Source organism: Rhizobium sp. Leaf384 (assembly GCF_001424065.1).
Classification (GTDB): Bacteria; Pseudomonadota; Alphaproteobacteria; order Rhizobiales; family Rhizobiaceae; genus Ferranicluibacter.
Map to the genome: position 1 here is coordinate 267,032 of NZ_LMQE01000005.1, position 25,219 is coordinate 292,250.

Sequence of the window (25,219 nt, forward strand, 5' to 3'; positions counted from 1 at the left end):
TCGGCGGAATTCCTACTTGGAGCTGCCCATGGAGACGCCGCTCACGATGTATTTCTGAAAAACGAGGTACAGGAGCACGACGGGCGCGCTTGCGAACACCGCGGCCGCCATGACGGAACCCAGGCCCTCCGTCTCTGCGAAGTTCCCCTGGATCGAGGCGAGGCCTACGGTGATCGTGTACATCTCTTTGTCCGTGGCGGAGACGAGCGGCCACAGGAAATCGTTCCAGGCATACAGGAACGTGAAAAGACCCAGTGTCGTGAGCGCCGGGTAGGATAGCGGCAGCATTATCTTGCGGAAGATGGTCAGCCTGCCTGCGTTGTCGAGTTCGGCCGCCTCCTCGATGTCCCGCGGGACGGCTCGGAAGAACTGGGTCATCAGGAAGACGCCCATAGGGACAGCGAGACGAGGTACGATCAGCGCGGTATGGGTGTTATGGTACCCCCATGACGAGAAAAGGGCATGCAGAGGGATGAACACCGCCTGTTCGGGCACCATAAGTCCCGCCAGCACGAAGACAAACAGGATGCGGCGGCCGGGGAACTCGAGGCGGGCGAACGCGTACCCGGCCGTCGACGCGAGCGCCAGCGTCAGCAAGGTCATGGAGACGGCGACGATGAGGCTGTTGAACAGCCAGTTCGGTGTGGCCGAAAGCGAGAGGAGACCGGCGTAGTTGTCGAGCGTGAACGGAATGGGTAGAAATCCCGCCGTCGAGCGCATCAGTTCGGAATTGGGTTTGAACGACATCGCGAGAACCCAGACCACGGGCATCAGCCAGAGGACCGCCACGACGACGACGACCGCAGCGAGGGCGTTCGAAACGGTGAACGCGCTTTTCCGGTCGGATGTAGCTGTAGCCATAGTCAATCCTCCTTGCTGCCGAGCCAGAGTTGAACCATCGAGATCGAAAACATCAGGACGAAGAGCACGACCGCCATCGCGGACGCGTAGCCGATCTGCCAGTCGCGGAACCCGGTATCGTAGATGTACTGAACGATTGTCCGTGTCTGGTCGGCAGGGCCGCCCTTGGTCATGAGCTGGGCTTGCCCGAACATCTGGAACTGCAGGACGATCTGGAGCACCAATACCAGGACGAAGGTGCGCTTGATTCCCGGAAGCGTGATACGCCGCAGCACTTTCCATCTCGACGCGAAATCCAGTTCGGCGGCTTCGTAGATGTCCTGGGGTATCTGGTTCAGCGCCGCGATGAACAACGCCATAGGGAGTCCGACGCCCCACCAGAGGGTGGCGACCGCCAGCGACGGCATCGCCCAGAAAGGTTCGCCTAGAAATCCGATCGGCCGAATGCCGACCGAACGAAACAAGTTGGCCAGCAGGCCGCGGTCTCCGTCTAGGACCATCCGCCAGACCAACGTCACGACCGACACGGAGAACACGGACGACGCGAAGAAGACGCCACGCAGTACGGCGTAAAGACGTCCCGGACGCCTGACGGCCAGAGCCAGCGCAAGCGCCAGAGCGGTCATGCAAGGAACCGTGATCGACGCGAACAACGCCGTGTTACGGATCGTTTTCCAGAACAGAACGTCCGCCCACAGATCCCGGTAGTTCTGAAACCCTATGTATTCGCGGAAATTCCCGACGAGTTCCCAGTCATGCAGGCTTATCCAGAATCCGCTGAAAAGCGGATAGACGAGAAAGACGAGATAGACGGCGAGAAACGGCAGCAGGAAGAGGTAGGCGACGATCCAGTCCCTCCTCGACCCGGTGTGCGTATTCATTTCGGCTGCGGCGACGGACGTACGAGCGGATGTCATGCCATATCCCCCATCGCCGCAGCCTTAAGAACGTGATCGACGACCGCCTCTCCCGACTTGTCGAATACATGGACCGCTCCCGCGTCCGCCATGAGTTCGACACGCTCTCCCGGCCTCGGCCCCTGCCCGCGCGTCTCGCAGACGATCGTCTCGCCGCTGGCGAGACCGATATAGACCAAAGACAGGTTCCCCAGGTTTTCGACGACTTCGACGGTCCCCGACAAGTTGCCTCCGGATGCGACCAGTTTCAGATGCTCTGGTCGGATACCCACCGTCACGTCCTCTCGGGACAGCTGCGCGTCTGCGCGGCAGAGCGCCTGGACGTATCCGGAAGAACCTAGCGAAATGACCGACACCGGACCGTTCGAGGCATCGACCGTGCCACGAAGCAGGTTCATCTTCGGCGACCCGAGAAAGCCCGCCACGAAAGCGTTGGCGGGCCTCTCATACAGCTCGAGCGGCGTGCCGACCTGCTCTATCACCCCTGCTCTGAGGACGACGATCCTGTCGGCCATCGTCATGGCCTCGGTCTGGTCATGGGTTACATAGACCATCGTCGCACCAAGCTTCCGGTGCAGCTTCGCGAGTTCCGTGCGCATCTGCACCCGCAAGGCGGCATCGAGGTTGGACAACGGCTCGTCGAACAGGAAAACCTGCGGCTGACGCACGATCGCCCTGCCGATCGCGACGCGCTGCCGCTGACCGCCCGACATGTCCTTCGGTTTCCTGTTCAGGAGATGCGTGATCTGCAGCGTCTCCGCCGCGGCGGACACGCGCCTCCTGATGTCGTCCTTCGCGGTACCGACGTTGACGAGGCCGAACTCCATGTTTTCGGACACCGTCATATGCGGATAAAGCGCGTAGCTCTGAAAGACCATGGCTATGCCGCGATCGCGGGCGCTGACGTCGTTGACCACCCGTCCGCCGATGGAGAGCGCGCCTCCGGTGATGGGCTCCAGGCCCGCGATCATCCTGAGGAGTGTCGATTTACCGCAGCCGGAAGGACCGACGAACACGACGAACTCGCCGTCGGCGATTTCAAGCGACGCGCCGTGGATCACGTCAAGCGCGCCATAGCGTTTCGTCACGTTTTTCAAGCTCACACCGGCCACCGCATCCTCCCAGAAGCACGTTGAGATTAGTTATCTTATGAGTTTCATAACTGATCGGAAGCGGTTATGCAATCGTCATCACCGAATAGCGATGTTGGAAGTCTCGATGAGCAGGAACGGCAAAAAGGCGACGATGTACGATATCGCCGCGGCGGTCGGCGTATCGCAGGCGACGGTTTCGCTGGTCATGAACAACGCACCGACCACCAGGATATCCGCTGTCACCAGGGAAAAGGTGATGCAGGCGGCGCGAGAGCTCGGCTACGAGAAGGTGCATCGACCGCAGGGCGGGATCATCGGCATGTTGATCAACGGTCTGTTGTCGTCTCAGCACTCGGCATCGCTGATTGAAGGAGCGCGAAGCGAAGCCGCCGAAACCGATCACCTTCTGGTCGCGATTCCGACGTTCGGAGACCCGGACACCGAAGACGCGGCCATCGAGTATCTGGGCGGCAGGCCGATGGTCGGCATCATCTACGCCCGCGTTATCACGCAGGCTATCGATCTGCCGAAGCGGCTGCAGGCCATCCCCACGGTTTTCCTCAACTGCTATCCCGCCAAAGGGCACGTCGCGTCGGTTGTACCTGCGGACGTCGCCGGGGGATTCACCGCGACCTCGGCACTGCTCGGGGCCGGTCACCGTCGTATCGCGATGATAAACGGCGAGGAGTGGATCGAAGCGGGGCGAGACCGGGAAAAAGGCTACCGTGAGGCGCTTACGACATACGACATAGCCGTGGATCCCGTGCTTATTCGATCAGGTGGGTGGACGATGCAGTCGGGCCGAGAGCAGATGGAGGCCCTTCTGGACCTCGCCGAGCCGCCCACTGCCGTATTCTGCTACTGCGACCGCATGGCGCTGGGCGTTTACGATGCGATCAAAGCGCGGAAGCTACGGGTGCCGGAAGACATTTCGGTGGTCGGGTTTGACGACGAGGTGTTCGCGAAGGACATGGATCCCCCTTTGACGACGATCAACCTGCCGCACGAGGCGATGGGTAGATGGGCGGTCTCGACACTTCTGGACGGCGCCGCCTCCCCGGCCGTCGCGGTGAAGCACCGGAAGATAAAGATGGAGTGCGAGCTCGTTGTACGCGGCTCGATCCGCAACACAGGATTTGATACAGGCAGGAAGAGCGGAACATGAACGGTCCCGTGCAGTCGTCGCCGGCGTGCCGCCTACCTGCTCGGTGGTCAACTCCGTCGGCAGCGCGTCAAGGAGTCGTCAAACACCCGTATCCGATGGTCCGTAGCGGTGTTCGGCAACCGTTCTATTCCCGTTCGCTTCCAGCGTGGGCCAGAGTCGATCGCGTACGTGGACGAGTTGATTAGGCGTTTGTGTTGCCAGGTTCCCGTGATAGCAGGTTCCCTGCGGTTTGTTGGCCGGACCTTGGGGGCTCGATGAGACGAAAACTTGTTGCAGTCGCTGCATCAGCGCTCCTCCCCGTCGTCGCGATGCTCTCATACAACGAGTACGCCAGTCGGCAGGAGCGGAACGACGAGGTTCGCGCGCAGGCTACGCAGGCGGCCCGCCAGGCTTCGTCCGAGATCGAACGCATCCTCGAAGGCCTGCACAGCCTTTTGATCGCCACTTCCACGCTGGACAGCGTGGAACGACAGTACCGCGCGGGATGCGTTGACGACCTGAAGGGCATCGCCACACAGGTACCGTCTATCAGAACGATTGTCGTACTGGATCCGACGGGCCACCTTGTCTGCGACAGCTTGGGCCGCCCAGCTGGGCTGGATCTTTCGGACCGCGCCTATTTCCAGACTGCGCTTCGGTCGACCGATTACGTGGTCGGCGGTTACACGCAGAGCCGCCTGTCGGACCGTCCGGTCCTCCCGGTGGCGTTGGCGCTTCGACGCAATGGGCGGGTCACCGGCGTCATCGTGACGGGCCTGAGACTTGAATGGCTGCAACAGCGTATCGAAGAACGCGGCACGAGCCAAGGTAACGCCGTTACTGTGGCGGACGGTAGTGGGATCATCCTCGCCCGCGAACCTTTCCCGGAACGCTTTGTCGGGACAAGGATTCCAGACCCGTATCAAAAGCTGATCCATGCCCCGAACCCTGGCGTTCTCGAGGTTACCAGCCAGGACGGTACAGAGCGGATACTCGGCTATCAGCCGATCGGCCTGCCTTACAACCGGCTATATGTCAGCGCGGGTATCTCGAAGATCGACGCCTTCGCACCTATCAACAGGTCGACGGTGATAGGTGTCCTGTCGATCATAGGCGGCGCTGTCCTCGCGTTGGCAGCCGCTTCGCTTGTAGGCGGTCGTTTCATACTCCGTCCGATACATCGTATAGCGAACGTGCTTGAACGTTGGCGCCATGGAGAGACCGACGCGCGGACGGGCATGACGGGCACCGACGAGCTGCACGTCGTCGGCGCGGCACTCGACAGGCTCCTCGACGAGTTGGAGCAACGTCGCCTGACCGCGGAACAAGCCGAACAAGCGCGCGCGCTTCTAGCGGGTGAGTTAAGTCACCGCGTGAAGAACACGTTGGCGATCATCCAGGCGATAGCGCGCCAGACCTTCAAACAACAGACACCCGCCGAGTACCGTTCTTTTTCCGAGCGCGTTGCCGCCTTGGCAAGCGGGTACGATATCCTCTTCGCAGAGCAGCAGCAGCAAGGCATGATAAAGGCCGTCATCGAGCGGGCGTTGCGTCCTCACCGGGCCGATCAGGACGTACAGTTCAAGTTGGACGGCCCGCCTGTGCTGCTTCCGGCGACACTCGTACTCTCGATGTCGCTGGTGGTGCACGAACTCGCTACCAACGCCGTCAAATACGGTGCGCTTCGCCACGAGACAGGTCGTATCGTCATCGACTGGACGAAATCCGGGAACGAGGTGTCGTTTTCCTGGCGCGAGGTCGACGGTCCGCCAGTCGTGCAGCCGGTTAGGGACGGGTTCGGTTCAAGGCTGATCCGCAACTCGTTCCCATCGACGGCCAGTCCCTCTGTGACCTTCTCATTCGACGAATGCGGACTCTTATTCCGGCTCACGTTCGTCATCGAAACGGAAGACTGATTATCGACAGCGAGTGGTTATACCAACCCATCTTCGTACAGGGCGAGGCAAGCCACATCCGCGCCCTCGCAACTGCCCGCGACACCTCGCGACGATTGGGCCGGCGACACTTCGGCGCGACCCCCGCTTGTCGGTGTCGAGCGATTGACACGCTCCGGCGGCATCGCTTCTGCCGTTGTCGGATGATGGCACGCTGAGTTTCCGGGCTCGACGTCCGGTACAGGCCGATCGACGAAAATCGAATATTACCCCCGCCGCAAAGCTCGAATGATCGCGGAATGTAGATAGGGTTTCGGGATGAAGCTCCCGCCGGGCGGTACGTCGTCCTGCGAAGCGTTCAATTTTCCGGAGATGACGACGATGGACATATCCGGATATCTCTCCCGCGCGCGGCGGGCGAGTTCCAACCCGTTCACGGAACCCGGCATGTCGATATCCGTGATGATGACATCGATATCGCGGTGATCCGCCAACGCTGCGAGTGCGACATCGGAGTTGGCGGCTTCGAGAGCCGTGAAACCCTCGTCTTCAACGAGATCGACGATATCGACCAGAAGCAGGGGTTCGTCTTCAACAACAAGAGCTTTCAAACGCTTCGCTTTTCGCATGTCATCACTCGTCATGGCTGGGGCGGGTTGTCTTTCCAGACCGACGCCGCGGGGCGATGTAGTCTGACCGAGCTCCATGGCGGACGGAGCAACGCACGTCGAAGAGATCGGCTTTCCGGGGGGTACCGTCGTGGTGTTGATGCCGATCACGATTGATCCGCCCTTTCGATGACGGAGGACAACGGCCTTTCGGCCTTCCGCCGCGTATGGAATCCCGCTTCCCAGGATCTGCTTCTTGAGGGAAAATTCGATGTCCTCCGCTTGTCACGCGCACGTAGGCACCCTCGACGCATTGGTCGACTTCCCCTGTTCGCAGGCGAACGCGCGTTACGCGCGCCCGCATCCTTTCGGTTCGGGTGCGGGTTGGAATCGAGCACGCCTTGCTTCTCGGGCATGGCATAAGTCAGCTTCGCCATAGGCCGAGCCGCTAGTTTGTGGTTGGTCACAGATAACAAGGTCAACCTGACCGGAGGCAAACGATTTGTGGCGAAGCGTTTCTTCGGTTGATCGCACACATGGTATCCTCTTGCGTCGCATTCAAAATGTGCGTATCGCGAAAGGGTTCCCGACAGCTTCCGAGGTTCAAACAAGCTTCCGACGGAACTTGCGAGTGAAGCCATATCCAAGCCACACCCTTCTTCGACGTCGTCATCATCTGCGTCGCGCACCGTTCATGAATCCGTCGAGGGACGCACGTTGGAAACACCTGACCTACACGAAGAACTCTCGCCTCGTCCTGCGCAAGTTCCGCCACAGGAAGAACTTGCGTATCGTCTAAGACAACAGCGCCTGCTGGCGGGTTTCGGTTACTTCGCGTTGGCCGCTCGCGCATGCGATACTCTGTTGCAGGAGGCGACGCGGGTAGCCGCGTCAGGTTTGAGGGTGTGCCATTCCAAAGTTCTCGAGCACCGCGGGGACGGTGCCGGGTTCACGGTGGTAGCAGGGGTCGGATGGCATGCCGGAGTGGTCGGAAAAGCCACGGTTGGAGACGACCTCGAGAGCCCGGCCGGGTATGCGTTTCACTCGGCCAAGGCCGTGATTTCCAATCATCTTGCGAATGAGCAGAGGTTCAGGACCCCGTCCCTGCTTGTCGAGCATGGCATCACCCGGGCGATCAACGTCATCATACAGACGGAACAGGCGCGATATGGCGTATTGGAAGTGGACAGCCCTATCGAGGGCAGCTTCGACGAGCACGACGTGACTTTTCTTGACGGGCTGGCAGCGTTGCTCGGCGTGGCTATCCAGCGTGACCGACGCGAGCATGAACTACGTGTCAGCGAATCCGCGTTGAAGGCCGCTGCTGCCTTCCAAGAGGTACTGACCCAGGAGGTTAGTCACAGGGTCAAGAACTCCCTGTCGATCGTGGCGGGACTGCTTTCGATGCAGGCAAGGACATCCGTTCATCCGGAGGTCGCGCAGGCGCTGCGATCAGCGGGAAGGCGTGTCGGCACCGTCGCTGCCGTGCATGACCGCCTGTGGAGAAACAACCAGAGCCGTGCCGTCGATCTTCGGGACTTCCTGAGCGATCTCTCGGAACAACTCACGGCGTCGGCGTCCGGGAGCGTCGTGGTCTGCCGTTCGGTCGGCGTGGAAGTTTCCACAGAACAGGCTGTCACGGTCGGTCTGCTCGTCAACGAACTCGTGACCAACGCGTTCAAGTACGCTTATGGAGAGGATGGAGGAGAGGTCATAGTAGAGCTGTCGAGGGAGACCAACGGACGGCTACGCCTGTCGGTCAGCGACTTGGGCAAAGGCTTGCCCACTGGTTTCGAAACCACGGACAGCGGCGGGCTCGGCCTCAAGCTCATCCGTTCTTTGAGCGCCCAACTCGGCGGACTTGGCCGATGGACAGAGGGCGATCCGGGAACTGTCTACGAGTTGGATTTCTTACCGGCACCCGCCGAGATAGTTCCATGCGCCCAGTCGGTGCCCTAAATGCGCACTAAACCGGCCTGGGCAACACGAGGCGTCGAAGGCTTTCAACGATGCGCTTGAACTCGTACGGTTTCTCGAAAAAAAGCGTGCGCTCGGGAAGCGACGTCTTGCTCGGCCTCATCATCCCAGAAGTGATGATAACTCCGATCCACGGCCACCGTTCCGCGACGCTCCGGCACAGCGCGAGACCGTCGAGACTGCCTGGCATGTTGATGTCGCTGAAAACGAAATCGATATCGCCGCGGCTTTCGAGAACGAGCAGCGCCTCGTCTGCCGAACCGGCTTCAAGGACTTGAAAGCCTTCGTCAGAGAGATAATCGACGGCGTCCATCCGTATCAGGATTTCGTCTTCTACGACGAGGATCGTCGACGTCATTTCCGGTTTCTGAGCCATGATGTTCCGCTGCAGTTCAGCCCTCTATATGGTCCGCGGGTCTCCGATAGCAACCGGAAAGACCGGATTTCCGCCAACATAATCGAGTGTCGTTAACGTGTAGCGCCTGAACAACCCGCCTTAGCCGCATCTAGCCGCGCGCGCGGTACTCGCATTCGGCTCCAAGCTCATCGCGCGAATGGTCGCTCCGTATATCGCAGGTACGGTCGATCACGCATTCGATCCGGAGGGCGCTCGCTTCAGCCTGCGCGGGCGCCTTCCCCCAACCGGTTCATCCAGTTCGACATTGTTGCCCTAGACAGGCCGTCCGCATGCCTTGAGAAAGCAATCGTACCGCCTCCTATCCCGTTGAGCCGCCGCGTTGAGACGGCAGGCCGGTCGAAGGCGGCATAGCGACGTCGCGCGATAAATATGAGGTCGCCGCCTCGCCGCTCCTCAAGGCGCAGCGGAATTGGACCCGGCGCGCTGCTGGATTTGACGCGCTCAAATCGAAACCGAACGTACGGGTACCTCCGCAGACAGCGGCATGTCGGACGGCGACGCGACAAAAGCTTTCGGGGCTTGTGCAGATCGCACCTGGTCGCGTCCGTGAGCTTTCGCTTCGTAAAGGCCTGCGTCCGCGTCTGCCAGAAGATCGCCTCTGCGACGTCCGGTACGCTTGCTCAGCAATGCCGATCCGACGCTTACCGTGACAATGCCTTTCTCGCTCGCGGCATGCGGCAACGCGCACGCCCTAACTGCCTCACAAAGCGAGGATGCCAGCGCCGAGCCCTGAAATTCCCGGACGCCCGGAACGATGACCGCGATCTCCTCGCCACCGTACCGCGCGATTACCGCACGCGGATACGTCGCCACTGTCCGAGCGAGAGCAGCCGAGATGGTCTTGAGGCAGGCATCCCCCGCGGGATGCCCGTAGGTGTCGTTGTATGCCTTGAACCAGTCCACGTCGATCATCAGAAGAGCGAGATCGTCTCCAGCTTGTAGACAGTCCCGCGTCAGATCGTCGAAAGCCGCGTCGAAAGCGCGGCGGTTCGCCAGGCCGGTAAGAGAATCGGTTGTGGCCAGTCCCACCAAATGAACATTCAAAGCCTTCAGATTCACCTCGTCTTCCTTCGCAGCCGTGACGTCGGTGAAGACAATCATAGCGCCGCCGTCTTGGCACTCCCTGGTTCGGGCTTCGATCCATCGTCTGTCTGCGAGCCGAAACTGACGCTTCCCCGCCGACATGAGCGACGCATAGGACCGTTCGACGGTATTTTCGGTGCATCCCGCAACGGCCTGCTCCTCGCCGCGTTCGATCGCCAACTTCAGGACGTCCTTCAAGCGGGACCCCACACCCCGGATATCGGCGGTCAACGGGAACAGCTCGAGATAACGCTCGTTTCGGAATAACAGAACTCCGTCGCGATCGAACATCGCCAGGCCGTCAGCCATACTCGAAACGGCGTCAGCAAGGCGCGTCTGTGCTGTCGCCAGGTCTAGCTCGGTCTGTTTCTGGATCGTGATGTCACGATTGTGGGTGACGATTCCGGTAACGGCACCCCTCTCGTCAAGGATCGGCGCTTTCAGTGTCGCGAGCCAAGTGTTCTGCCCGTCTGGGCGTCTGAATTTCTGTTCGACCATCAAGGGCGCGCCCCGGCCGATCAACTCCAGTTCCACCTTCCTGAATTCCGCGGCAATCGCCGGAGGGTAGAAATCCGCGTCGGTCTTGCCGAGAAGTGACGAAACGTCGGATACCTTCATCAAAGCGGCAGTAGCGGGATTCGCCGCGACGAAGCGTCCAGCCATATCCTTCGCGTTAAGGCAGTCCGGAAGCGCCTCGATGATCGCGCGATAAATCCTGTTCTCGTCTGTCACGAGCATGCGCCGACGCTCTTGTAGAATGGCCAAGCCCGCTATGGCAGTCGAGACGAACAGGAGGCAGGCAAACGGAATAAGGACCGGCGGAAATACTTCGCTCCACCGGTCGGCCGGGATGACGATGAAAAACCCGGCAGTTCCGCCAAGGCACACTGCCGCCGCGGCCACGGTCAGAGAATACGTCGAGACGCCTTTTGCCCGCGTCATTCGCCAGAGCGACAGACAAAGCCCCGCGGTAAGCAGGATGTGGGTAACGCCGAGCATGACGCCTGTTCCTCCAAGCTTGAACCGCATCAACAGCGCGGCCACGAGAGAAGGGACGACGGCTAGGGGACCGCCGAACACCGCGCTGATCCCGATAAACGTGTATCGTAAGTCCAGGAAGATACCGGTCATGAATTCGAAGGGAAGCATCATGACGCACACGACACCGCCTGCCATGATGATCCCCAAGGCAAGCGGAGACGCGTTCCGGTGCAACCGTGCGAACCGCCTGTTTCCGAAAGTCCAGAGCGACGTACAGATAGCGACTACCGCGAGGTTTCCGAGAAGGTCGTTCCAAAGCGTCATAGGCATCGTCCTAGTGAATAGACTTCTGGTACCCGATCGACCTCGACGATACGCCAACGAGTCATGCATCAAACAGGTCGTCACGCCGGGTCGACTAAAACGACCGAGCGGGAGGCGGACGTTCAGGGCTCACGCTCGTCCTGGCTCGGGCTCCGGTCACCTGCCCGGCCTATGCCCGCGCCAAGAGGGCGAACGTAGATTGGGAGCAGTCACGCGGCTCGACCACGTCCGGTATCCAGTGAAGCGGAGTTCTTCTGACCAGCCGGGAACGAGGTTCCGTCGCGTTGTAGCTCCCGACGGTTCAGCTTGAAGAGGGCAACCAGTTCGGCCAGTGCGTCCGCGCCATGCTCCAGCGTCGAGCTGATATCGATCGTTCGCTCGCTCATTCTTGCGTTTTCCTGCGTCATGAGGTCGAGATCGCTTACCGCACGGTTTATGTCCCGGAGTCCTGCGGTCTGTTCCTGCGACGCAGTCGCTATCGCGTCTATGTTATGGTCAATCGCCTTGACCAGTGTATCGATTTCGGCAAGGGCCTCGCCCGTCTTGCCCACCAAGCGCACGCCATCGAGCACGCGCTGTTCGGAATTGCCGATCAGCGTCTTGATTTCCTTGGCGGCCTTCGCGGATCGCTGTGCCAATTCACGTACTTCCTGCGCCACGACCGCGAACCCTCGGCCGGCCTCTCCCGCCCTAGCTGCCTCCACTCCCGCGTTGAGGGCGAGCAGGTTCGTCTGGAAGGCTATCTCGTCGATGACGCCGATGATCTGCGTGATTTCCCGCGAGGCAACCTCTATGCCGTTCATCGCGACGACTGTCTCCCGCACGACGGTGGTTGACGAGGAGGTAGACAAACGGGCTGTCTGAACCAACTTACGCGTCTGCTGAGCGTTCTCCGTAGACGACTCCACAGTCGCCGTGATTTCGACGAGTGCGGCTGAAGTCTGTTCCAGAGCGGACGCCTGCTTCGTCGACCGGTCAGACAGCTCGACCGCTGCGGAGCGCATCTCACGACTGCTGTTCGTAAGGTCTCCGGTCTGTCCGAGAACATTGGTGAGCGTTGTCTGGAAGGCTGCCAGCGAAGAATTGAAGTCCGTACGAAGCCGCTCGAGTTCGCCGACGAACGGGTGATCGAGCGTTATCCGGATGTTGCATTGCGCAAGGCGCTCGAGGGCGGCACCCAGTTCTTCGACCGCGTACATACGATCCGTGACGTCGATGGCGAACTTGACGACCTTGAACACCTTGCCGTGCTCGTCGAGAATCGGGTTGTAGGAAGCCTGAATGAAGACGCGTCTGCCCCCTTTGCCGATCCGCATGAACTGATCCGTCGCGAAACATCCGGATCGGAGATTCCGCCAAAACTCGTCATATGATGCCGACGCGGTATACTCCGTCTCGCAAAACATCGAATGATGCCGACCGACGATCTCATGTGCTTCGTAACCGAGAACGGCTAGAAAGTTCTCGTTCGCCGAAAGGATCTTGCCATCTGGAAGGAATTCGATAACGGCCTGGGCCCGGGAAAGTGCCGCGAGCTTGCCATCGGCCTCGGCGTTGCGCCTCTTCGAGGCCGTGATATCGGTGGCAAGCTTGACTACTTTGTAAGGCTTTCCGCGTCGGAATACCGGATTGTACGTCGCCTCGATCCAGATCTCGTCTCCGCCCTTCGTCACTCTACGGTACTGTCCCTGATCGAACTGGCCGGCCGACAACTTCGACCAGAATTCCTTGTACTCGGCGGTCGCGGCTTCCTCCTCGAGGACGAACATGCGGTGGTGCTTGCCCACTATTTCGGACAACCGGTACCCGAGAGTTTTGCAGAAGTTCTCGTTAGCGGTGATGATATTACCGCTGAGGTCGAATTCAATGATCGCCTGAGAACGATTGATGGCCTCGAGGAGCGGTCCGGCCTGGAAGTCGAATGGTTTGAAGCGCGGCATAAGACTTTCCCGGATCCCGAAAATATGTTGAAGAAGATGATGCGACTTCAAGGTTAAATACCTACTAAGCGCGACCCGTATTCGGTGTTGCGACGACCGACAGAAAAAAAAGGTCCAGCAGCGGGGGTGACGGTGGCGTTACAAGTAACGGCAAGCGCGAACTTCATTCGTCTTACGGAAAAGCTCAGTCAACCGAACGTCGAGCATCCGCACATGCTCGTCCGCCGGCGGGGAAGCGGATGGCAATAGAGATCGCGGTTCGCCTCATGCAGGCATCTGAAATCCCGGAGTTCGTCGAAGCGGTTATCGTCGCAGGATGCGATATCTGCGCATACGGCGACGAGTTTTACAGCATCGGCGACGCCGACCTTGGCCCCATAGCCTATGCGGCCGCAGCACCCCTGCTACGGGCTATAGTCAATAAGTTCGGCGAGAGAGACTTTTTGAGAAAGAAGATCGTCGCCCATCTTCGCGGCATGGGGCGCTACGTAGACAGTCCCGACATTGCGCATTGGAGTTACAGCCCAAACGCTCGTGGGCGCCATGGCGGAAGATCGCCTCCAGGTGATGCCTGACGCTACTGCCGCTATGCGTTGACACTCACCCTGCGTCCGCTTCCCTGCGTGGCGGATACAGGCGTTCGTTGCGTGAACGACTGCGAAAGGAAGGCGGTGAGATCGGCTTCGGGAACAGGTTTACTCAAGTAAAAGCCTTGCAGCTGATCGCAACGAAGCTCCTGCATTTTCCGAGCCTGCACCTGTGTCTCGATGCCTTCAACCGTCACGGCCATCGACAATGTATGCGCGAAGTCTATTATAGCACCGACCGTGTCGAGTGCGTGCCTGCCGCGGATGGTTCGGTCGCTTAGAAACGACTTGTCGATTTTCACCTTGTCGAACGGGAATTTCCAGAGGGACGAAAGTCCAGAGTAACCAGTACCGAAGTCGTCCATGGCGATGGAGACGCCGATTGCTTTCAGTTCATTCAGCTCGTCCAGCACGACCGTGGTATCCGCGAGGACAGCGCTCTCGGTTATCTCAAGCTGAAGTCTTGCCGGGGAAATGCCGCTATGTGAGAGTGCGATGGACACGTCGTCGACAAGTTTCCCTTTGGAGAGTTGGAGCGGAGAGACATTGACGGCGATCAAAACATCGGGCGGCAGCAGCGTCGCCGTCTTGCATGCTTGCTGCAGCACCCATCTGCCCACGTCTCCGATCAAATCCAGAGATTCCAGCACCGGGATGAACGCAACCGGGGAGACCGGATTGCCATCGCCGTCGTCCATCCGCAGCAACGCCTCGAACCCCGTAATGGCCAAACCGTCGGCACTGTACTGTGGCTGGTATGCCAACGAGAACTGCAATCTGGCCGCTGCTTCGCGAACGCGCTCTTCAAGCGCGACCTTGCGGCGCTGCTCTGCCTCCATCTTGGCGTCGAACACGCAGGCGCGGTCCTTTCCGAGCCGCTTGGCCTCGTCTAGAGCGAAATCCGCTGACTGCGTAAGCTTCGTCTCCGTGTCGCCGTGGTAGCCGAAGATTGCCGTTCCGACGGACGCGGTTAAACCTACCGGTTTGCCCGATATAATGAAGGGATCCCGCAGTGTCGTCAGGATCCTGTTCGCGAGGCTGTCGACTGTCCCGGCAGCGTAACCGTTCTGGAGAATCACGAACTCGTCGCCGCCCCGTCTCCCGACGATATCGCCGTTCGAGACCAGGCGCAGAAGACGCACGGCCACATCCTGGAGAACCTGGTCTCCGACATGGTGCCCCAGAGCATCGTTGACCGTCTTGAAACCGTCCAGGTCGACGGCGTGAATCGCGAAACCTCCTCCGTTTTCCTGCACCTTCTCGATGAGTTCTGACATCTCTTCGGAGAACGCCGCCCGGTTCTTGAGGCGTGTCATCGCATCATGATGTGCCAGGAAGACGATTTTCTGGTCTAATTCGACGATCAGGGATCTGAACACGCTCAGTCCTATGAAGAAGACCACGACGGCAGCGATACTGGAAAGAAGGAGCGCTAGGTTTCGGTGCCCTCGCAGACTTTCCAGTCGTTGTTCGATCAGCCGTTCCAGGCTGGTGCTCATCGCCTCCCAAGCCTGGACGGCGAGTTTCTTCTCGTCTTTTCCATCGCTTGGAACGAAATTTTCGCTTTTGCGGAACTGTCCCTCAAGAAGGTTTGCTCGGACCTTGTGTCCAGAGATGGACATGAGGTGAATAGAGCGCATCGCCAGCTCTACTTTGGTGGAAAGACTCCGCTCGAGCGAATTGTCCTTGTTGGCGGCCAGCGCACGGGTGTACGTCCGCCTCATACCTGCAAGCGCATCTTCCAGCCGCATCGTTTCGAGAAACAGGGAAGAGGCGTTTTGGGAAAGTGCCGGAGGAACCGCCTGGGTCGACGACATCAGCTGCGCGAGCGCGTCGACGGAAGCGATGACTTGAGGTGTCGCGAAAACCATCGTCTGAATGAGATAGTAACTGTCGATCTCCGGATCTACCGTAAGACCCGATCTGTCGCTGATGGTTGAAATCAACGCCAGGAGCGCGTAACGAATCGCCTCTGGGTCGACGCGTTGATCGCGGAGAGCAAACTTGACCGCGTTCGACAAAGGTCCAGTGCCAAACAGTGGATCCAGTTCCACGCGAACGGCATCGAACCGGGCGAGACGAAGAAGATCTGCGGGTGCGCTTTCATTCCCGAGGTTTTCCAATAGCGGTATCGCCGCTCGTAGGTACTCCACACCGGCACGCTCGCTCATGGCGAACGAAATCGCCTTCTGACTTTGCGAAACGAATAACCAGCCGAAAACGATGCTGGGAACCGCGAGCAGGGCCACAACAAGAAGAAAGCGATACTTGGTCATGCGCGCGTTCATTCAGTCTATGCCTTAATCAGTCCGACGGAGAAACAGCGTGTATCCCACGGCTCTGCCGGCAGTTTGCCCCATACCAGGCCCAAACACGCCGCAATTTGCAGCATCCACTACTTTAACGTTACCGGCTTACAGACAAGTTAATATATTTCGCCTGAAATTGCTTACAGACGGATCGTCAACGTCCCAATCACATAATAATATCAACTATTGGTCTCGACCAATTGCGAGTCCTAGCAAAATATTCCAACGGATTACGAGTTGTAGATAGCGCACGTCTGAGCACCGAACGCGGTCGCCCTTGCCGCATGCGGCGCAATCATCTCGGTTTCGGCGACAGCCAGGAACGCGGACCGACAGGCGAGCTTAACATTTTCGGATCTGGGGAATGGCACGACGGAAGTGGATCTCGCCGCATACGCCTCGGACATATCCGCAACAACAGCAGTGAACTCAACCGTCGTTCGAGTTGCGCGGCGCCACTCCCGGCGACCTGTCCGAGCGCGATATTCCGCAGATGCGGCGCCGTCGTGACCCCAACATCCATCCCCAAACTTCGATCGTCAACTGGAGCCGTCGATGGCAGTATCGTTCCGCTTTCGATAATCCCGCCCAAATAGGAACGATGTCCGTAATGCATCCTCCGCGACATCGTCGGTAGATTGCGTGATTTCAGGACGGTCATGGCATAGAGGCGGAAGGGGACCGAAGTCGATCGCTTCGGGGCCCTACTCGAAACTTTGGACGCCGTGCCAAGGCTTTGGCCAAATCACTGTCGGCATTCCCTATCCGCCGCGTACTGACGGCGTATTCGAAGCAGAGGCTCCGCCCGGCCGCGATACGTGTCCTCGTTGCCGTAGCCGTCATAGTCGGCATCGAGCTCGACTGGCGCGAATGGGGCCTTTTGCCGTGCGCCTCAGATCGCCGCAATTTGGACCGTGCAGTCGTGTGTGCGGATCGTAAGGACCAGAAGCGGTAATCTTACTTAGCACATATCTTCGAGAACACCTTTTTCGAGCGCTTACAGGACTGACGAGAGAAATCCCTGTTGCCTCCCCTAACCCTCGTTCCGCTTGCTGGTGGCAGCGGCATACACCATAGGGCGCTCTATACTTTTGCGCCGGTATCCGCATTTCCGCCAAGTGGGCGCGAACCGATGTGGATGAATGTCAACTGCCGTCACTCTCAAGACGCACCCATTGGTTCGCTTAAACTGACTTAGATCAGTGCATTATGAGACATCACCCAAAGTAGTGGTACCTGAGCCAGGGAGATTAGCCATTCCTCTATCGGGTGATCACCCGTCCTGCTCTTTCGGCCCGTCCATCACCGCGGTCGCAGGCGCATCGGTCACGGACAAACGCGAAGCGAGCGCATGTTCAGAGACCCTTACGACGAATTCAACGACTTCGTCTATTTCCCGGCCCACCCCTTCCCGCGCGCCGGAGACGTTGCTGTACAAGCCTTCCACCACTCCCGCGGCGGTCCCGGTCAGCCGCGCTCCGATCCGCATCAAAGCGTCGGACGGCGGCGGGTTGAGAAGGCAGATCTCGGTCAGAAGCATCGCGACAACGGTTTGCAGCGCCACAATCTGCTGTCCCTGCACGCGGACCTCCTGGTTCAACAACAGTAGAGCCTTTTGAAGGTCGTTGCCTGATCCGCCGTTCATGAGAAGCAGCCTCTTTCCTCTTCGAGCTAAGCCGATGTCGACGTGCCACCTACTTGTCGTCTGCAAGTGCCCCAGGCCGGCGATAGGCTTACGCTATGTTTCGATGACGGGTTCGACCTTACGTCGGGTCAGCAAGCGTTGGCTAGCGTAAAGGCAGCTTTCGCGACCTTAGGTATCCTGATGCGAATGATCGACGCCATGGGTCTTCGCGATACCGGATACTATCAATGCATCCGCGTACCTTGGTCGAGGCGCGTTATGGAGGCTTCCATTTGCCATCGAGTGCGTCCGCATTGTTTGCAGCTTCCCCATGTCGAGGACAAGTCGGCATGGGCGGTCGCTGTGTCCGGGGCGCGTTCCGCGCGATGCCGCCGACTAGATCCGGCGCGTCCTTAGACGTCTCTCGACTTCCGCGCCTGTTCCTGCAGGTCCCGAAAGATACCGTAGCGTCGTTGATGGATAGTGGCGATCTTACCATCGGCAGGCACATACGTACGATCGACATGGGCAAGAGCCTGCATAGCCGCGCCCAGGCTCCCGAACGCTCCTCCTGCTACCGCCCCGAGGATTGCAGAGCCAAGAAGTACCGGTTCTTCCGAGCGCGTGGCGATAACGGGCCTATCGCAGGCGTCAGCGAGGATCTGGCGGACGAGATCATGCTGGCCGGCTCCGCCGCTAATGACCACGCTGTCCACGGAAGCGCCGGCGTGTGTCTGCGCGTCGATGATCTGGCGCAAGCCGTAGCCGATGCCGGAGAGTCCGGCAATGTAGAGCGCAATGAGACTGTCTTTGTCGTTCTCCATGCCGAGCCCGGAAATAACGGCACGGGCGTGAGGATCGGCGAACGGCGCGCGGTTGCCGAGGAACTCGGGAACCACGTGCAGGCCAGCGGCGAGCAACACGGCCTGTGACGCCGATGTCGCGCATGAGGCGGCCGCGTCGGCGATGAGGACAGGCAAAGAGAGACCGGCGGCAGCCGCTTCCTGCTCCGCCGCCGCGGCCGCGGGATGAAACCTGAGAAGATGCTCGATCGCCGAGCCGGCCGCGCTCTGTCCGCCCTCGTTCAACCACATCCCCGGCACCATGGCGGAGAAGTAGGGACCCCAGACGCCGGGAACGAAGACCGGCTCGGTGGTCGAGGTCATCGTGCAGGAGGAGGTTCCGAAGACATATCCTAGATTCGCGCGCGGCCCCCCGTCAATACCAACAGTGCCGATCCCCCCGGCGTGAGCGTCTATCATCCCCGCGGCGACAGCGGTGCCGGTCCGAAGGCCGAAGGCGAGAGCCGCCTCCGTCGACAATCCCTCCGCGAGTGGAGTTCCGGGCGATACGATCTCCGTGCCGATCCGCGCGAAGCCTTCGTCTGCCAGCACGTCGAGACCGATCTCTCGAAAGTAACGGGGATCCCAACGATTTTCGTGCGCCAGATAGGTCCATTTGCAGGTGACCGTGCAGGTGGACCGGGCAAGGCTGCCGGTAGCCTTCCAGGTCAGGAAGTCGGCTAGGTCGAAGAACTGCCAGGCGGCATCAAATATGTCAGGTCGGTTCTCCCTCAACCAAAGAAGTTTTGGAGTCTGCATTTCGGGGGAGATACGGTTGCCCACATATCGCAGCACGTCGTGTCCGCCGGCGTTGATACGCTCCGCCTGCGCGACGGCACGATGGTCCATCCAGACAATGATGTCACGCTCAGGGTCTTCCGATGGACCGACGGGAAGCGACGTGCCTTCGTTCCCAAGTACCACAAGCGAGCACGTCGCATCGAAGCCGAGGCCAATCACCAGTTCCGGGTCGATGCCGGAGTTGGCGACGGCACCGCGGACCACGTCGCAGACCGCGGACCAGATTTCGGTGCTCGACTGCTCGACCATTCCGCCGGCGCCGCGGAACAGCGTGATGTCCTGTTTGGCAACGCCCAGCATCTGTCCTTCCATGTCGAATACACCTGCGCGCGCGCTGCCGGTCCCCACGTCCACACCGACGACATATCGATGGAATGGCTTCATGTCGGCGCTGTCTATATGGGTCATCGTCTTGTCTCTGGCTGCGTCTGTGGTTGTCGCTGTCGGGCAGATCAGATGCCGATCAGAGATCGACGCTGTTTGGAAGGATCACGAGATCGCGGATGGTAATGTTGCGCGGCCGCGACAGCATGAAGAGCACGGCATCGGCCACCTCCTTCGGCTGCATCAGGCTGCCATTGGCCAGCGCTTCATCCATCTTCGCCTTCGGCCAGTCGTCGAGAAGCGCGGTGACCACCGGACCGGGCAGCACCGCACCGACGCGAACGCCGTGCGGCGCGACCTGTCTGCGTGTCGCGTGGACGAAGGCCTGAACGGCGAACTTCGATGCGGTGTAGATCGGCTCCCAGATCACCGGCACGACACCGGCGATCGAACTCGTGAACAGGATGTCGCCGGACTTCTGGGCGATCATATGCGGCAGGACCGCATGGACCGACCGGAACGCGGCGTTGATGTTGAGGTTCAGCATCCGGTCCCANCGATCGAACTCGTGAACAGGATGTCGCCGGACTTCTGGGCGATCATATGCGGCAGGACCGCATGGACCGACCGGAACGCGGCGTTGATGTTGAGGTTCAGCATCCGGTCCCAGGCATCGGGATCGCCCTCGGCGATCGCGCCGCCGACATAGGCGCCGGCATTGGCGTGGAAGACATCAAGGCGTCCGGCAAGTTCGAGGATGCGCGGCAGTATGCCGGAAAGCTCGGCGCCGTCCATGAGGTCGATGACCAGCGGCTGGGCACGCTCTCCCAACTCCGCACAGAGCGTGTCGAGCTTGTCCTTGGCACGGTCGATCAGGACGACGGTGGCTCCCTCGCCGATGAGCGTTCGCGCGCAGGCGAGGCCAATGCCCGAGGCAGCACCGGTGATGGCGACGACTTTTCCGTTCATGACATCAGACATCAGATGGTTCTCCAGTTTCTTCTTAGGCGCGGCCGTGGCTGACGCGCGAGCGGCGCGCCAGCGAATCCACGATCACGGCAATGGCGAGCACGGCGCCGGTGATCATGTAGCGCAGCGACGAGNTAGGCGCGGCCGTGGCTGACGCGCGAGCGGCGCGCCAGCGAATCCACGATCACGGCAATGGCGAGCACGGCGCCGGTGATCATGTAGCGCAGCGACGAGTTCAGGTTGAGCAGGGTCAGGCCGTTGGAGATGGCCTGGATGACGATGATGCCGAGCAGCGCGGAATAGGCGCTTCCGCGTCCGCCGAAGAGGCTCGTTCCGCCGATCACGGCGGCCGCGATGGCGTTGAGGTTGACGTCGCCGGTGCCGGCCTGCTGGCTCGACGATGCGAGGCGGGATGCCGACAGGATCCCGCCGAGGGCGCCGAGGGTNGGCCGCGATGGCGTTGAGGTTGACGTCGCCGGTGCCGGCCTGCTGGCTCGACGATGCGAGGCGGGATGCCGACAGGATCCCGCCGAGGGCGCCGAGGGTGGAGCAGAGCACGAAGGCGCTGGTATAGATGCGGCGCACGTTGATGCCGGAGCGCCTTGCGGCTTCGCGGTTGCCGCCGACGGCGAACATGGACCGCCCCCACTGAGTGCGCGTCAGGCCATAATTGAGCACCATGACCAGCGCCACGAAGAGGCCGAACATCCACGGCACGCCGCGCCCGAGGTTGAGGTAATAGACGATCGCTTCAATCAGGAGTGTGAGGATGCCCGCCTTGACGAACAACGTGCTCAGCGGCTGGGATGACAGGTTGACGGCCTCGCGGCGCTTTCGAACGGACAGGCCAACGACGACCATGACGAGACCCGGCACGAGACCGAGCAGGGTCGACATCCAGCCGGGCATCACGAGGAGCTGGCCGAAGCGGACGAGCGGCGAAGCGTAGGGAAGGTTGATGCTGCCGGTCGGCCCGAGGATATAGAGCTGCAGGCCGAGCAGCGCGAGAAGGCCGGAAAGCGTGGCCACGAAGCTCGGCATGCCGAGCCGATTGTACATGAAGGCGTAGNGTCGGCCCGAGGATATAGAGCTGCAGGCCGAGCAGCGCGAGAAGGCCGGAAAGCGTGGCCACGAAGCTCGGCATGCCGAGCCGATTGTACATGAAGGCGTAGAGCGCGCCGACGACAGCGCCGGTGACRAGGGCGGCGCCGATGGCAACCRCSAGCGGCAGCCCGGAATTGACCCAGAGAACGCCGATGATGGCCGAGGCCAGTCCGCTCATCGAACCGACGGAAAGGTCGATCTCGCCCAGGATSAGGACGCAGACGATGCCGAGCGAGATGATCCCGACCGTGGCGCAGTCGAACAGCAGGTTGACGAGGTTGTTCGGCGCGAGAAATATCGGATTCAGAAGGCTGAAGACGGTGGAGATGACGATCAGGCCGATGGCGACCGGCAGCATGCCGAGGTCACCGGAAGGATGAGGACGCAGACGATGCCGAGCGAGATGATCCCGACCGTGGCGCAGTCGAACAGCAGGTTGACGAGGTTGTTCGGCGCGAGAAATATCGGATTCAGAAGGCTGAAGACGGTGGAGATGACGATCAGGCCGATGGCGACCGGCAGCATGCCGAGGTCACCGGATTTGACGCGGCCGACAAGGGTGCGCAGGGCACCCGACAGACCTTCGGCATGGACGACGCGGACATCGCTGCGGTCGAGCGCCGGGCCTTTTTCTGTTGGGTTCTGGCTCATGCGGTGCTCCCGCTGGTATGGGTGACGTCGGACTTGCGTTCGATGCGGCGCGACACGGCGTTTTCCGTCGCGCCGGTGATCGAGGCGACAAGCTCGTGATTGGAGGCATCGGGACTGAAGACACCGTTGTTGCGTCCCAGCCGCAACACGACGATGCGATCGGCGACGGCGCGCACGTCTTCCATATTGTGGCTGATAATGATGACGCCGAGCCCGCGCGCCCGCACGCGCTCGATGAGATTGAGAACCTCGGCCGTCTGGGCCACACCGAGAGCCGCCGTCGGCTCGTCGAGCATGATGATCTTGGGATCGAGCAGCAGCGAACGGGCGATGGCGACGGTCTGGCGCTGACCACCGGAGAGCGACGCGATCGGTTCGCGCACCGACGGGATACGGGCCGCGAGCTCCTTGAGGAGCGTCCAGGCGCGGACTTCCATGGCCACCTCGTCGAGGCTCCATGGCGACACTTCGTGGCCGAGAAAGAGATTGGCGACGACATCGAGATTTTCACAAAGCGCCAGATCCTGGAACACCGTGGCGATGCCGAGCTCCAGCGCCCGGCTGGGGCTGTCGAGACTGACCGGCCTGCCGCAGAACTCGATCTGCCCCGACGTCGGCTGGTGCGATGCCGAGCTCCAGCGCCCGGCTGGGGCTGTCGAGACTGACCGGCCTGCCGCAGAACTCGATCTGCCCCGACGTCGGCTGGTGCACGCCGGCGAGAACCTTGATCAGGGTCGATTTTCCGGCGCCGTTGTCGCCGACGAGCGCCACGACCTCGCCGGCCTTCACCTCGAGGTCGATATCGGTCAGCGCGGAAACCGCGCCGAAGTTCTTTGAGATATTGGTCAAGCGAAGGATAGGACCGCCCGTGACAGGGCCTTCCGTCTGTCTGTTAGACATGTTGCGCGCTCTCTATTGAGAAGGGTCGGCCGGTTAAGCGCGGTGCTCGACCGGCCGGTTGCTTCGAGGGGCCTACTTGATGCCGAGCTTGGCGCAGCCGTCGGCATATTCGCCGGTGCAGACTTCGGCGGCGGTCTGGATCTTCTTGTCGAAGATCTCGGCCTTGATGTTCTCGGCCGTGACGACGGCGGGAACGAAAAGNCTACTTGATGCCGAGCTTGGCGCAGCCGTCGGCATATTCGCCGGTGCAGACTTCGGCGGCGGTCTGGATCTTCTTGTCGAAGATCTCGGCCTTGATGTTCTCGGCCGTGACGACGGCGGGAACGAAAAGCTCCGAGGGCGTGTCRTACAGCGTGGTCTTGGCCTGCGGCGTCTCGCCCTTCAGGAGCTGGACGGCAACCTTGGCGGCGGCCGCGGCCACGATTTCCGACGGCTTGGAGATCGTGTTGTACTGGTCGCCCGAAATGATGAGCTGCAGCGCGGCGATGGTCGCGTCATTGCCGGTCACCGGGGGCACGGGGTTGACGCCGGCTGCCTTGAAGGCCGCGATCGCGCCGCCGCCGGTGCCGTCATTGGCCGCAACGACGCCCTTGATGTCRGCACCGAAGCGGGTGATCTGGCCAGCAGCCCACTCCTGCGCCTTCGGGGGCGCCCATTCCGGYGTGTCRAACTCGGCCAGCGTCTTGTAGCCGGAGTCCTTCAGGCCGCGATGGATGCCGTCCCGGATCAGGCCGGCCGCCGCATCCGTCGGCGAACCGTTGATCTGCAGAACGCCGGCACCCTCGGCAACGCCGCTCTTCTTCAGATGGGCGACGAGCGACTGAGCGATNCTCCTGCGCCTTCGGGGGCGCCCATTCCGGTGTGTCGAACTCGGCCAGCGTCTTGTAGCCGGAGTCCTTCAGGCCGCGATGAATGCCGTCCCGGATCAGGCCGGCCGCCGCATCCGTCGGCGAACCGTTGATCTGCAGAACGCCGGCACCCTCGGCAACGCCGCTCTTCTTCAGATGGGCGACGAGCGACTGAGCGATTGCGTGGCCGATGCCTTCATTGTCGAAGGACACGTAGAAGTTGGCCGGCTTGGCCGGGATCGGACGGTCATAGGCGATGACCTTGACGTCCTGCGACTGGGCGATTTCGACAAGCGCGGCCGCCGCTGCCGAATCCACGGGGTCGAGGACGATGACCTTTGCCCCCTGCGCGATGACCGAGTTGAACTGCTGCTGCTGCAGCGCGGTGTCGGCATTGGCATTCTGGTAGATCACGGTGCAGGCCGCGCAAAGCTTGGCCATCTCGGCCTTGAAGCCGGGATAATCGTGGTTCTCGTAGCGCGTCGACGCCTGGTCCGGCATCAGGAACGCGACGGTCGCGGCCTCCTGTGCAAAGGCAGATCCTGACAACATGGCAGCGACGGCGGTCGACACCAGCAGTGTAGAGCGAATAGTCATAGTCTCCTCCTTTTGAATCCGTCTGCATCACCGAAGACCCCGCCGCACCGCTCGCCGGCACGCGTCGCGCCATCAGGCGCGATAGCGCTTGCCGCCGGACCATTGTGGCCGGCGCCCGCGTCGCTCGAAAGGGGACTCCTCACCCGGCCGACCCTCCAGTCGACCAATTCATCGATTGCGCAAGCTTGCTCAATCGATGGAGCATATTTGTCACGAGATGGAATTGGTGTCAAGCTGCGTTCGGAATGGAGACAAGCGTGAATCAGGAAAAATCCGCGAAGAAGACCACGATCTACGATCTGGCGGAGCTCGCCGGGACGTCGGCCAGCGCCGTCAGTGCGGTCCTCAACGGAACATGGAAGAAGCGTCGGATCAGTGCCAAGCTGGCCGAGCGCATCACCACACTGGCCGTGTGCAAGTC

17 protein-coding genes and 8 pseudogenes are annotated in these 25,219 nt (G+C 60.8%); 5 read left to right on the top strand and 20 right to left on the bottom strand.

The annotated features are described in order from the left end of the window. Positions 1–12: 12 nt before the first annotated feature. Genes ASG25_RS09650 through ugpC form a run of 3 tightly spaced genes read right to left on the bottom strand, consistent with a single transcriptional unit; the run spans position 13 to position 2,890 of the window. A complete protein-coding gene (locus ASG25_RS09650; protein ID WP_062472931.1) occupies positions 13–861 on the bottom strand; it encodes a carbohydrate ABC transporter permease in 849 nt (282 codons plus the stop codon). A 2-nt stretch (positions 862–863) separates the two neighbouring features. Further along, positions 864–1,778, bottom strand: a complete 915-nt coding sequence (locus tag ASG25_RS09655) for a sugar ABC transporter permease (RefSeq protein WP_244479361.1) — start codon at positions 1,776–1,778, stop codon at positions 864–866. Continuing rightward, positions 1,775–2,890, bottom strand: a complete 1,116-nt coding sequence (ugpC, locus tag ASG25_RS09660) for a sn-glycerol-3-phosphate ABC transporter ATP-binding protein UgpC (protein WP_062472933.1) — start codon at positions 2,888–2,890, stop codon at positions 1,775–1,777. Before ugpC ends, ASG25_RS09655 begins: the two co-directional genes overlap by 4 nt. Positions 2,891–2,996: 106 nt before the next feature. On the opposite strand from ugpC, the gene ASG25_RS09665 reads away from it, so the two are divergent. Further along, a complete protein-coding gene (locus ASG25_RS09665) occupies positions 2,997–4,037 on the top strand; it encodes a LacI family DNA-binding transcriptional regulator (protein ID WP_244479363.1) in 1,041 nt (346 codons plus the stop codon). 254 nt (positions 4,038–4,291) lie between these two features. Further along, entirely contained in the window at positions 4,292–5,932 is a 1,641-nt protein-coding gene (locus ASG25_RS09670; protein ID WP_062472937.1) for a cache domain-containing protein, read from the top strand. Between the two features lie 245 nt (positions 5,933–6,177). Here the strand turns inward: ASG25_RS09670 and ASG25_RS09675 are convergent, their stop codons facing one another. Next, positions 6,178–6,540 carry a response regulator gene (locus ASG25_RS09675; protein WP_062472940.1) on the bottom strand — a complete coding sequence of 121 codons (363 nt, stop codon included), beginning with the start codon at positions 6,538–6,540 and terminating at the stop codon, positions 6,178–6,180. A 696-nt stretch (positions 6,541–7,236) separates the two neighbouring features. Between ASG25_RS09675 and ASG25_RS09680 the strand changes: the two genes are divergently transcribed. Next, the gene (locus ASG25_RS09680) at positions 7,237–8,478 is read left to right on the top strand and encodes a histidine kinase dimerization/phosphoacceptor domain -containing protein (protein ID WP_062472942.1); all 1,242 of its coding nucleotides are present in this window, start codon (positions 7,237–7,239) and stop codon (positions 8,476–8,478) included. Positions 8,479–8,485: 7 nt separating this feature from the next. On the opposite strand, the gene ASG25_RS09685 is transcribed toward ASG25_RS09680, so the two are convergent. The 3 genes from ASG25_RS09685 to ASG25_RS09695 form a co-directional block, all read right to left on the bottom strand. Then, positions 8,486–8,872 (bottom strand): response regulator, encoded by a 387-nt coding sequence (locus tag ASG25_RS09685; protein WP_244479364.1) that lies wholly within the window; start codon positions 8,870–8,872, stop codon positions 8,486–8,488. A 483-nt stretch (positions 8,873–9,355) separates the two neighbouring features. Continuing rightward, on the bottom strand, positions 9,356–11,371 hold the full coding sequence (locus ASG25_RS09690) for a diguanylate cyclase (protein ID WP_082480048.1): 2,016 nt from the start codon (positions 11,369–11,371) through the stop codon (positions 9,356–9,358). 140 nt (positions 11,372–11,511) lie between these two features. Then, on the bottom strand, positions 11,512–13,242 hold the full coding sequence (locus tag ASG25_RS09695) for a PAS domain-containing methyl-accepting chemotaxis protein (protein WP_062472946.1): 1,731 nt from the start codon (positions 13,240–13,242) through the stop codon (positions 11,512–11,514). Positions 13,243–13,481: 239 nt separating this feature from the next. Between ASG25_RS09695 and ASG25_RS09700 the strand changes: the two genes are divergently transcribed. Beyond that, positions 13,482–13,817, top strand: a complete 336-nt coding sequence (locus ASG25_RS09700) for a hypothetical protein (protein ID WP_062472949.1) — start codon at positions 13,482–13,484, stop codon at positions 13,815–13,817. Positions 13,818–13,828: 11 nt separating this feature from the next. Here ASG25_RS09700 and ASG25_RS09705 read toward each other — a convergent pair whose 3' ends face one another. The 13 genes and pseudogenes from ASG25_RS09705 to ASG25_RS09745 all read right to left on the bottom strand — a co-directional run. Then, complete coding sequence (locus ASG25_RS09705) at positions 13,829–16,105, bottom strand: EAL domain-containing protein (protein ID WP_062472951.1); 2,277 nt, start codon at positions 16,103–16,105, stop codon at positions 13,829–13,831. A gap of 1,306 nt (positions 16,106–17,411) precedes the next feature. Beyond that, positions 17,412–17,783 (bottom strand): hypothetical protein, encoded by a 372-nt coding sequence (locus ASG25_RS09710; protein WP_062472953.1) that lies wholly within the window; start codon positions 17,781–17,783, stop codon positions 17,412–17,414. Positions 17,784–18,175: 392 nt separating this feature from the next. Next, the gene (locus tag ASG25_RS09715) at positions 18,176–19,813 is read right to left on the bottom strand and encodes an FGGY-family carbohydrate kinase (protein WP_082480050.1); all 1,638 of its coding nucleotides are present in this window, start codon (positions 19,811–19,813) and stop codon (positions 18,176–18,178) included. A gap of 55 nt (positions 19,814–19,868) precedes the next feature. After that, positions 19,869–20,285, bottom strand: a 417-nt coding sequence (locus ASG25_RS09720) for an SDR family NAD(P)-dependent oxidoreductase (RefSeq protein WP_156466895.1), incomplete at its 5' end; no start/stop codon positions are given. Between the two features lies 1 nt (position 20,286). Next, a pseudogene (locus ASG25_RS09725) lies at positions 20,287–20,710 on the bottom strand (SDR family NAD(P)-dependent oxidoreductase); the annotation flags it as partial. 123 nt (positions 20,711–20,833) lie between these two features. Then, a pseudogene (locus ASG25_RS23420) lies at positions 20,834–21,144 on the bottom strand (sugar ABC transporter permease); the annotation flags it as partial. 1 nt (position 21,145) lies between these two features. Next, positions 21,146–21,767: pseudogene (locus ASG25_RS23225) on the bottom strand (sugar ABC transporter permease); the annotation flags it as partial. 1 nt (position 21,768) lies between these two features. Then, a pseudogene (locus ASG25_RS23230) lies at positions 21,769–22,160 on the bottom strand (sugar ABC transporter permease); the annotation flags it as partial. Further along, complete coding sequence (locus ASG25_RS22235; protein WP_082480051.1) at positions 22,136–22,453, bottom strand: hypothetical protein; 318 nt, start codon at positions 22,451–22,453, stop codon at positions 22,136–22,138. The gene ASG25_RS22235 and the pseudogene ASG25_RS23230, both read right to left, overlap by 25 nt. Continuing rightward, a pseudogene (locus tag ASG25_RS09735) lies at positions 22,450–23,353 on the bottom strand (ATP-binding cassette domain-containing protein). Before ASG25_RS09735 ends, ASG25_RS22235 begins: the two are co-directional and overlap by 4 nt. 72 nt (positions 23,354–23,425) lie before the next feature. Then, a pseudogene (locus ASG25_RS23425) lies at positions 23,426–23,554 on the bottom strand (ABC transporter substrate-binding protein); the annotation flags it as partial. A 1-nt stretch (position 23,555) separates the two neighbouring features. Continuing rightward, positions 23,556–24,182 (bottom strand): substrate-binding domain-containing protein (locus ASG25_RS09740; RefSeq protein ID WP_156466896.1); only part of this gene is annotated, 627 nt, incomplete at its 5' end. A gap of 1 nt (position 24,183) precedes the next feature. Then, positions 24,184–24,798: pseudogene (locus ASG25_RS09745) on the bottom strand (substrate-binding domain-containing protein); the annotation flags it as partial. A 257-nt stretch (positions 24,799–25,055) separates the two neighbouring features. Between ASG25_RS09745 and ASG25_RS22685 the strand changes: the two are divergent. Next, a pseudogene (locus tag ASG25_RS22685) lies at positions 25,056–25,208 on the top strand (LacI family DNA-binding transcriptional regulator); the annotation flags it as partial. Between the last annotated feature and the right edge of the window lie 11 nt (positions 25,209–25,219).

What these genes read in the sequence shown, in the direction of transcription:
- ASG25_RS22235 (WP_082480051.1), bottom strand. Translation starts at nt 22,453, where the DNA reads ATGAGCCAGAACCCAACAGAAAAAGGCCCGGCGCTCGACCGCAGCGAT.
- ASG25_RS09710 (WP_062472953.1), bottom strand. Translation starts at nt 17,783, where the DNA reads ATGAACGGCGGATCAGGCAACGACCTTCAAAAGGCTCTACTGTTGTTG.
- ASG25_RS09685 (WP_244479364.1), bottom strand. Translation starts at nt 8,872, where the DNA reads ATGGCTCAGAAACCGGAAATGACGTCGACGATCCTCGTCGTAGAAGAC.
- ASG25_RS09670 (WP_062472937.1), top strand. Translation starts at nt 4,292, where the DNA reads ATGAGACGAAAACTTGTTGCAGTCGCTGCATCAGCGCTCCTCCCCGTC.
- ASG25_RS09690 (WP_082480048.1), bottom strand. Translation starts at nt 11,371, where the DNA reads ATGCATGACTCGTTGGCGTATCGTCGAGGTCGATCGGGTACCAGAAGT.
- ASG25_RS09700 (WP_062472949.1), top strand. Translation starts at nt 13,482, where the DNA reads ATGGCAATAGAGATCGCGGTTCGCCTCATGCAGGCATCTGAAATCCCG.
- ASG25_RS09665 (WP_244479363.1), top strand. Translation starts at nt 2,997, where the DNA reads ATGAGCAGGAACGGCAAAAAGGCGACGATGTACGATATCGCCGCGGCG.
- ASG25_RS09655 (WP_244479361.1), bottom strand. Translation starts at nt 1,778, where the DNA reads ATGACATCCGCTCGTACGTCCGTCGCCGCAGCCGAAATGAATACGCAC.
- ASG25_RS09705 (WP_062472951.1), bottom strand. Translation starts at nt 16,105, where the DNA reads ATGACCAAGTATCGCTTTCTTCTTGTTGTGGCCCTGCTCGCGGTTCCC.
- ASG25_RS09675 (WP_062472940.1), bottom strand. Translation starts at nt 6,540, where the DNA reads ATGCGAAAAGCGAAGCGTTTGAAAGCTCTTGTTGTTGAAGACGAACCC.
- ASG25_RS09695 (WP_062472946.1), bottom strand. Translation starts at nt 13,242, where the DNA reads ATGCCGCGCTTCAAACCATTCGACTTCCAGGCCGGACCGCTCCTCGAG.
- ASG25_RS09715 (WP_082480050.1), bottom strand. Translation starts at nt 19,813, where the DNA reads ATGACCCATATAGACAGCGCCGACATGAAGCCATTCCATCGATATGTC.
- ASG25_RS09650 (WP_062472931.1), bottom strand. Translation starts at nt 861, where the DNA reads ATGGCTACAGCTACATCCGACCGGAAAAGCGCGTTCACCGTTTCGAAC.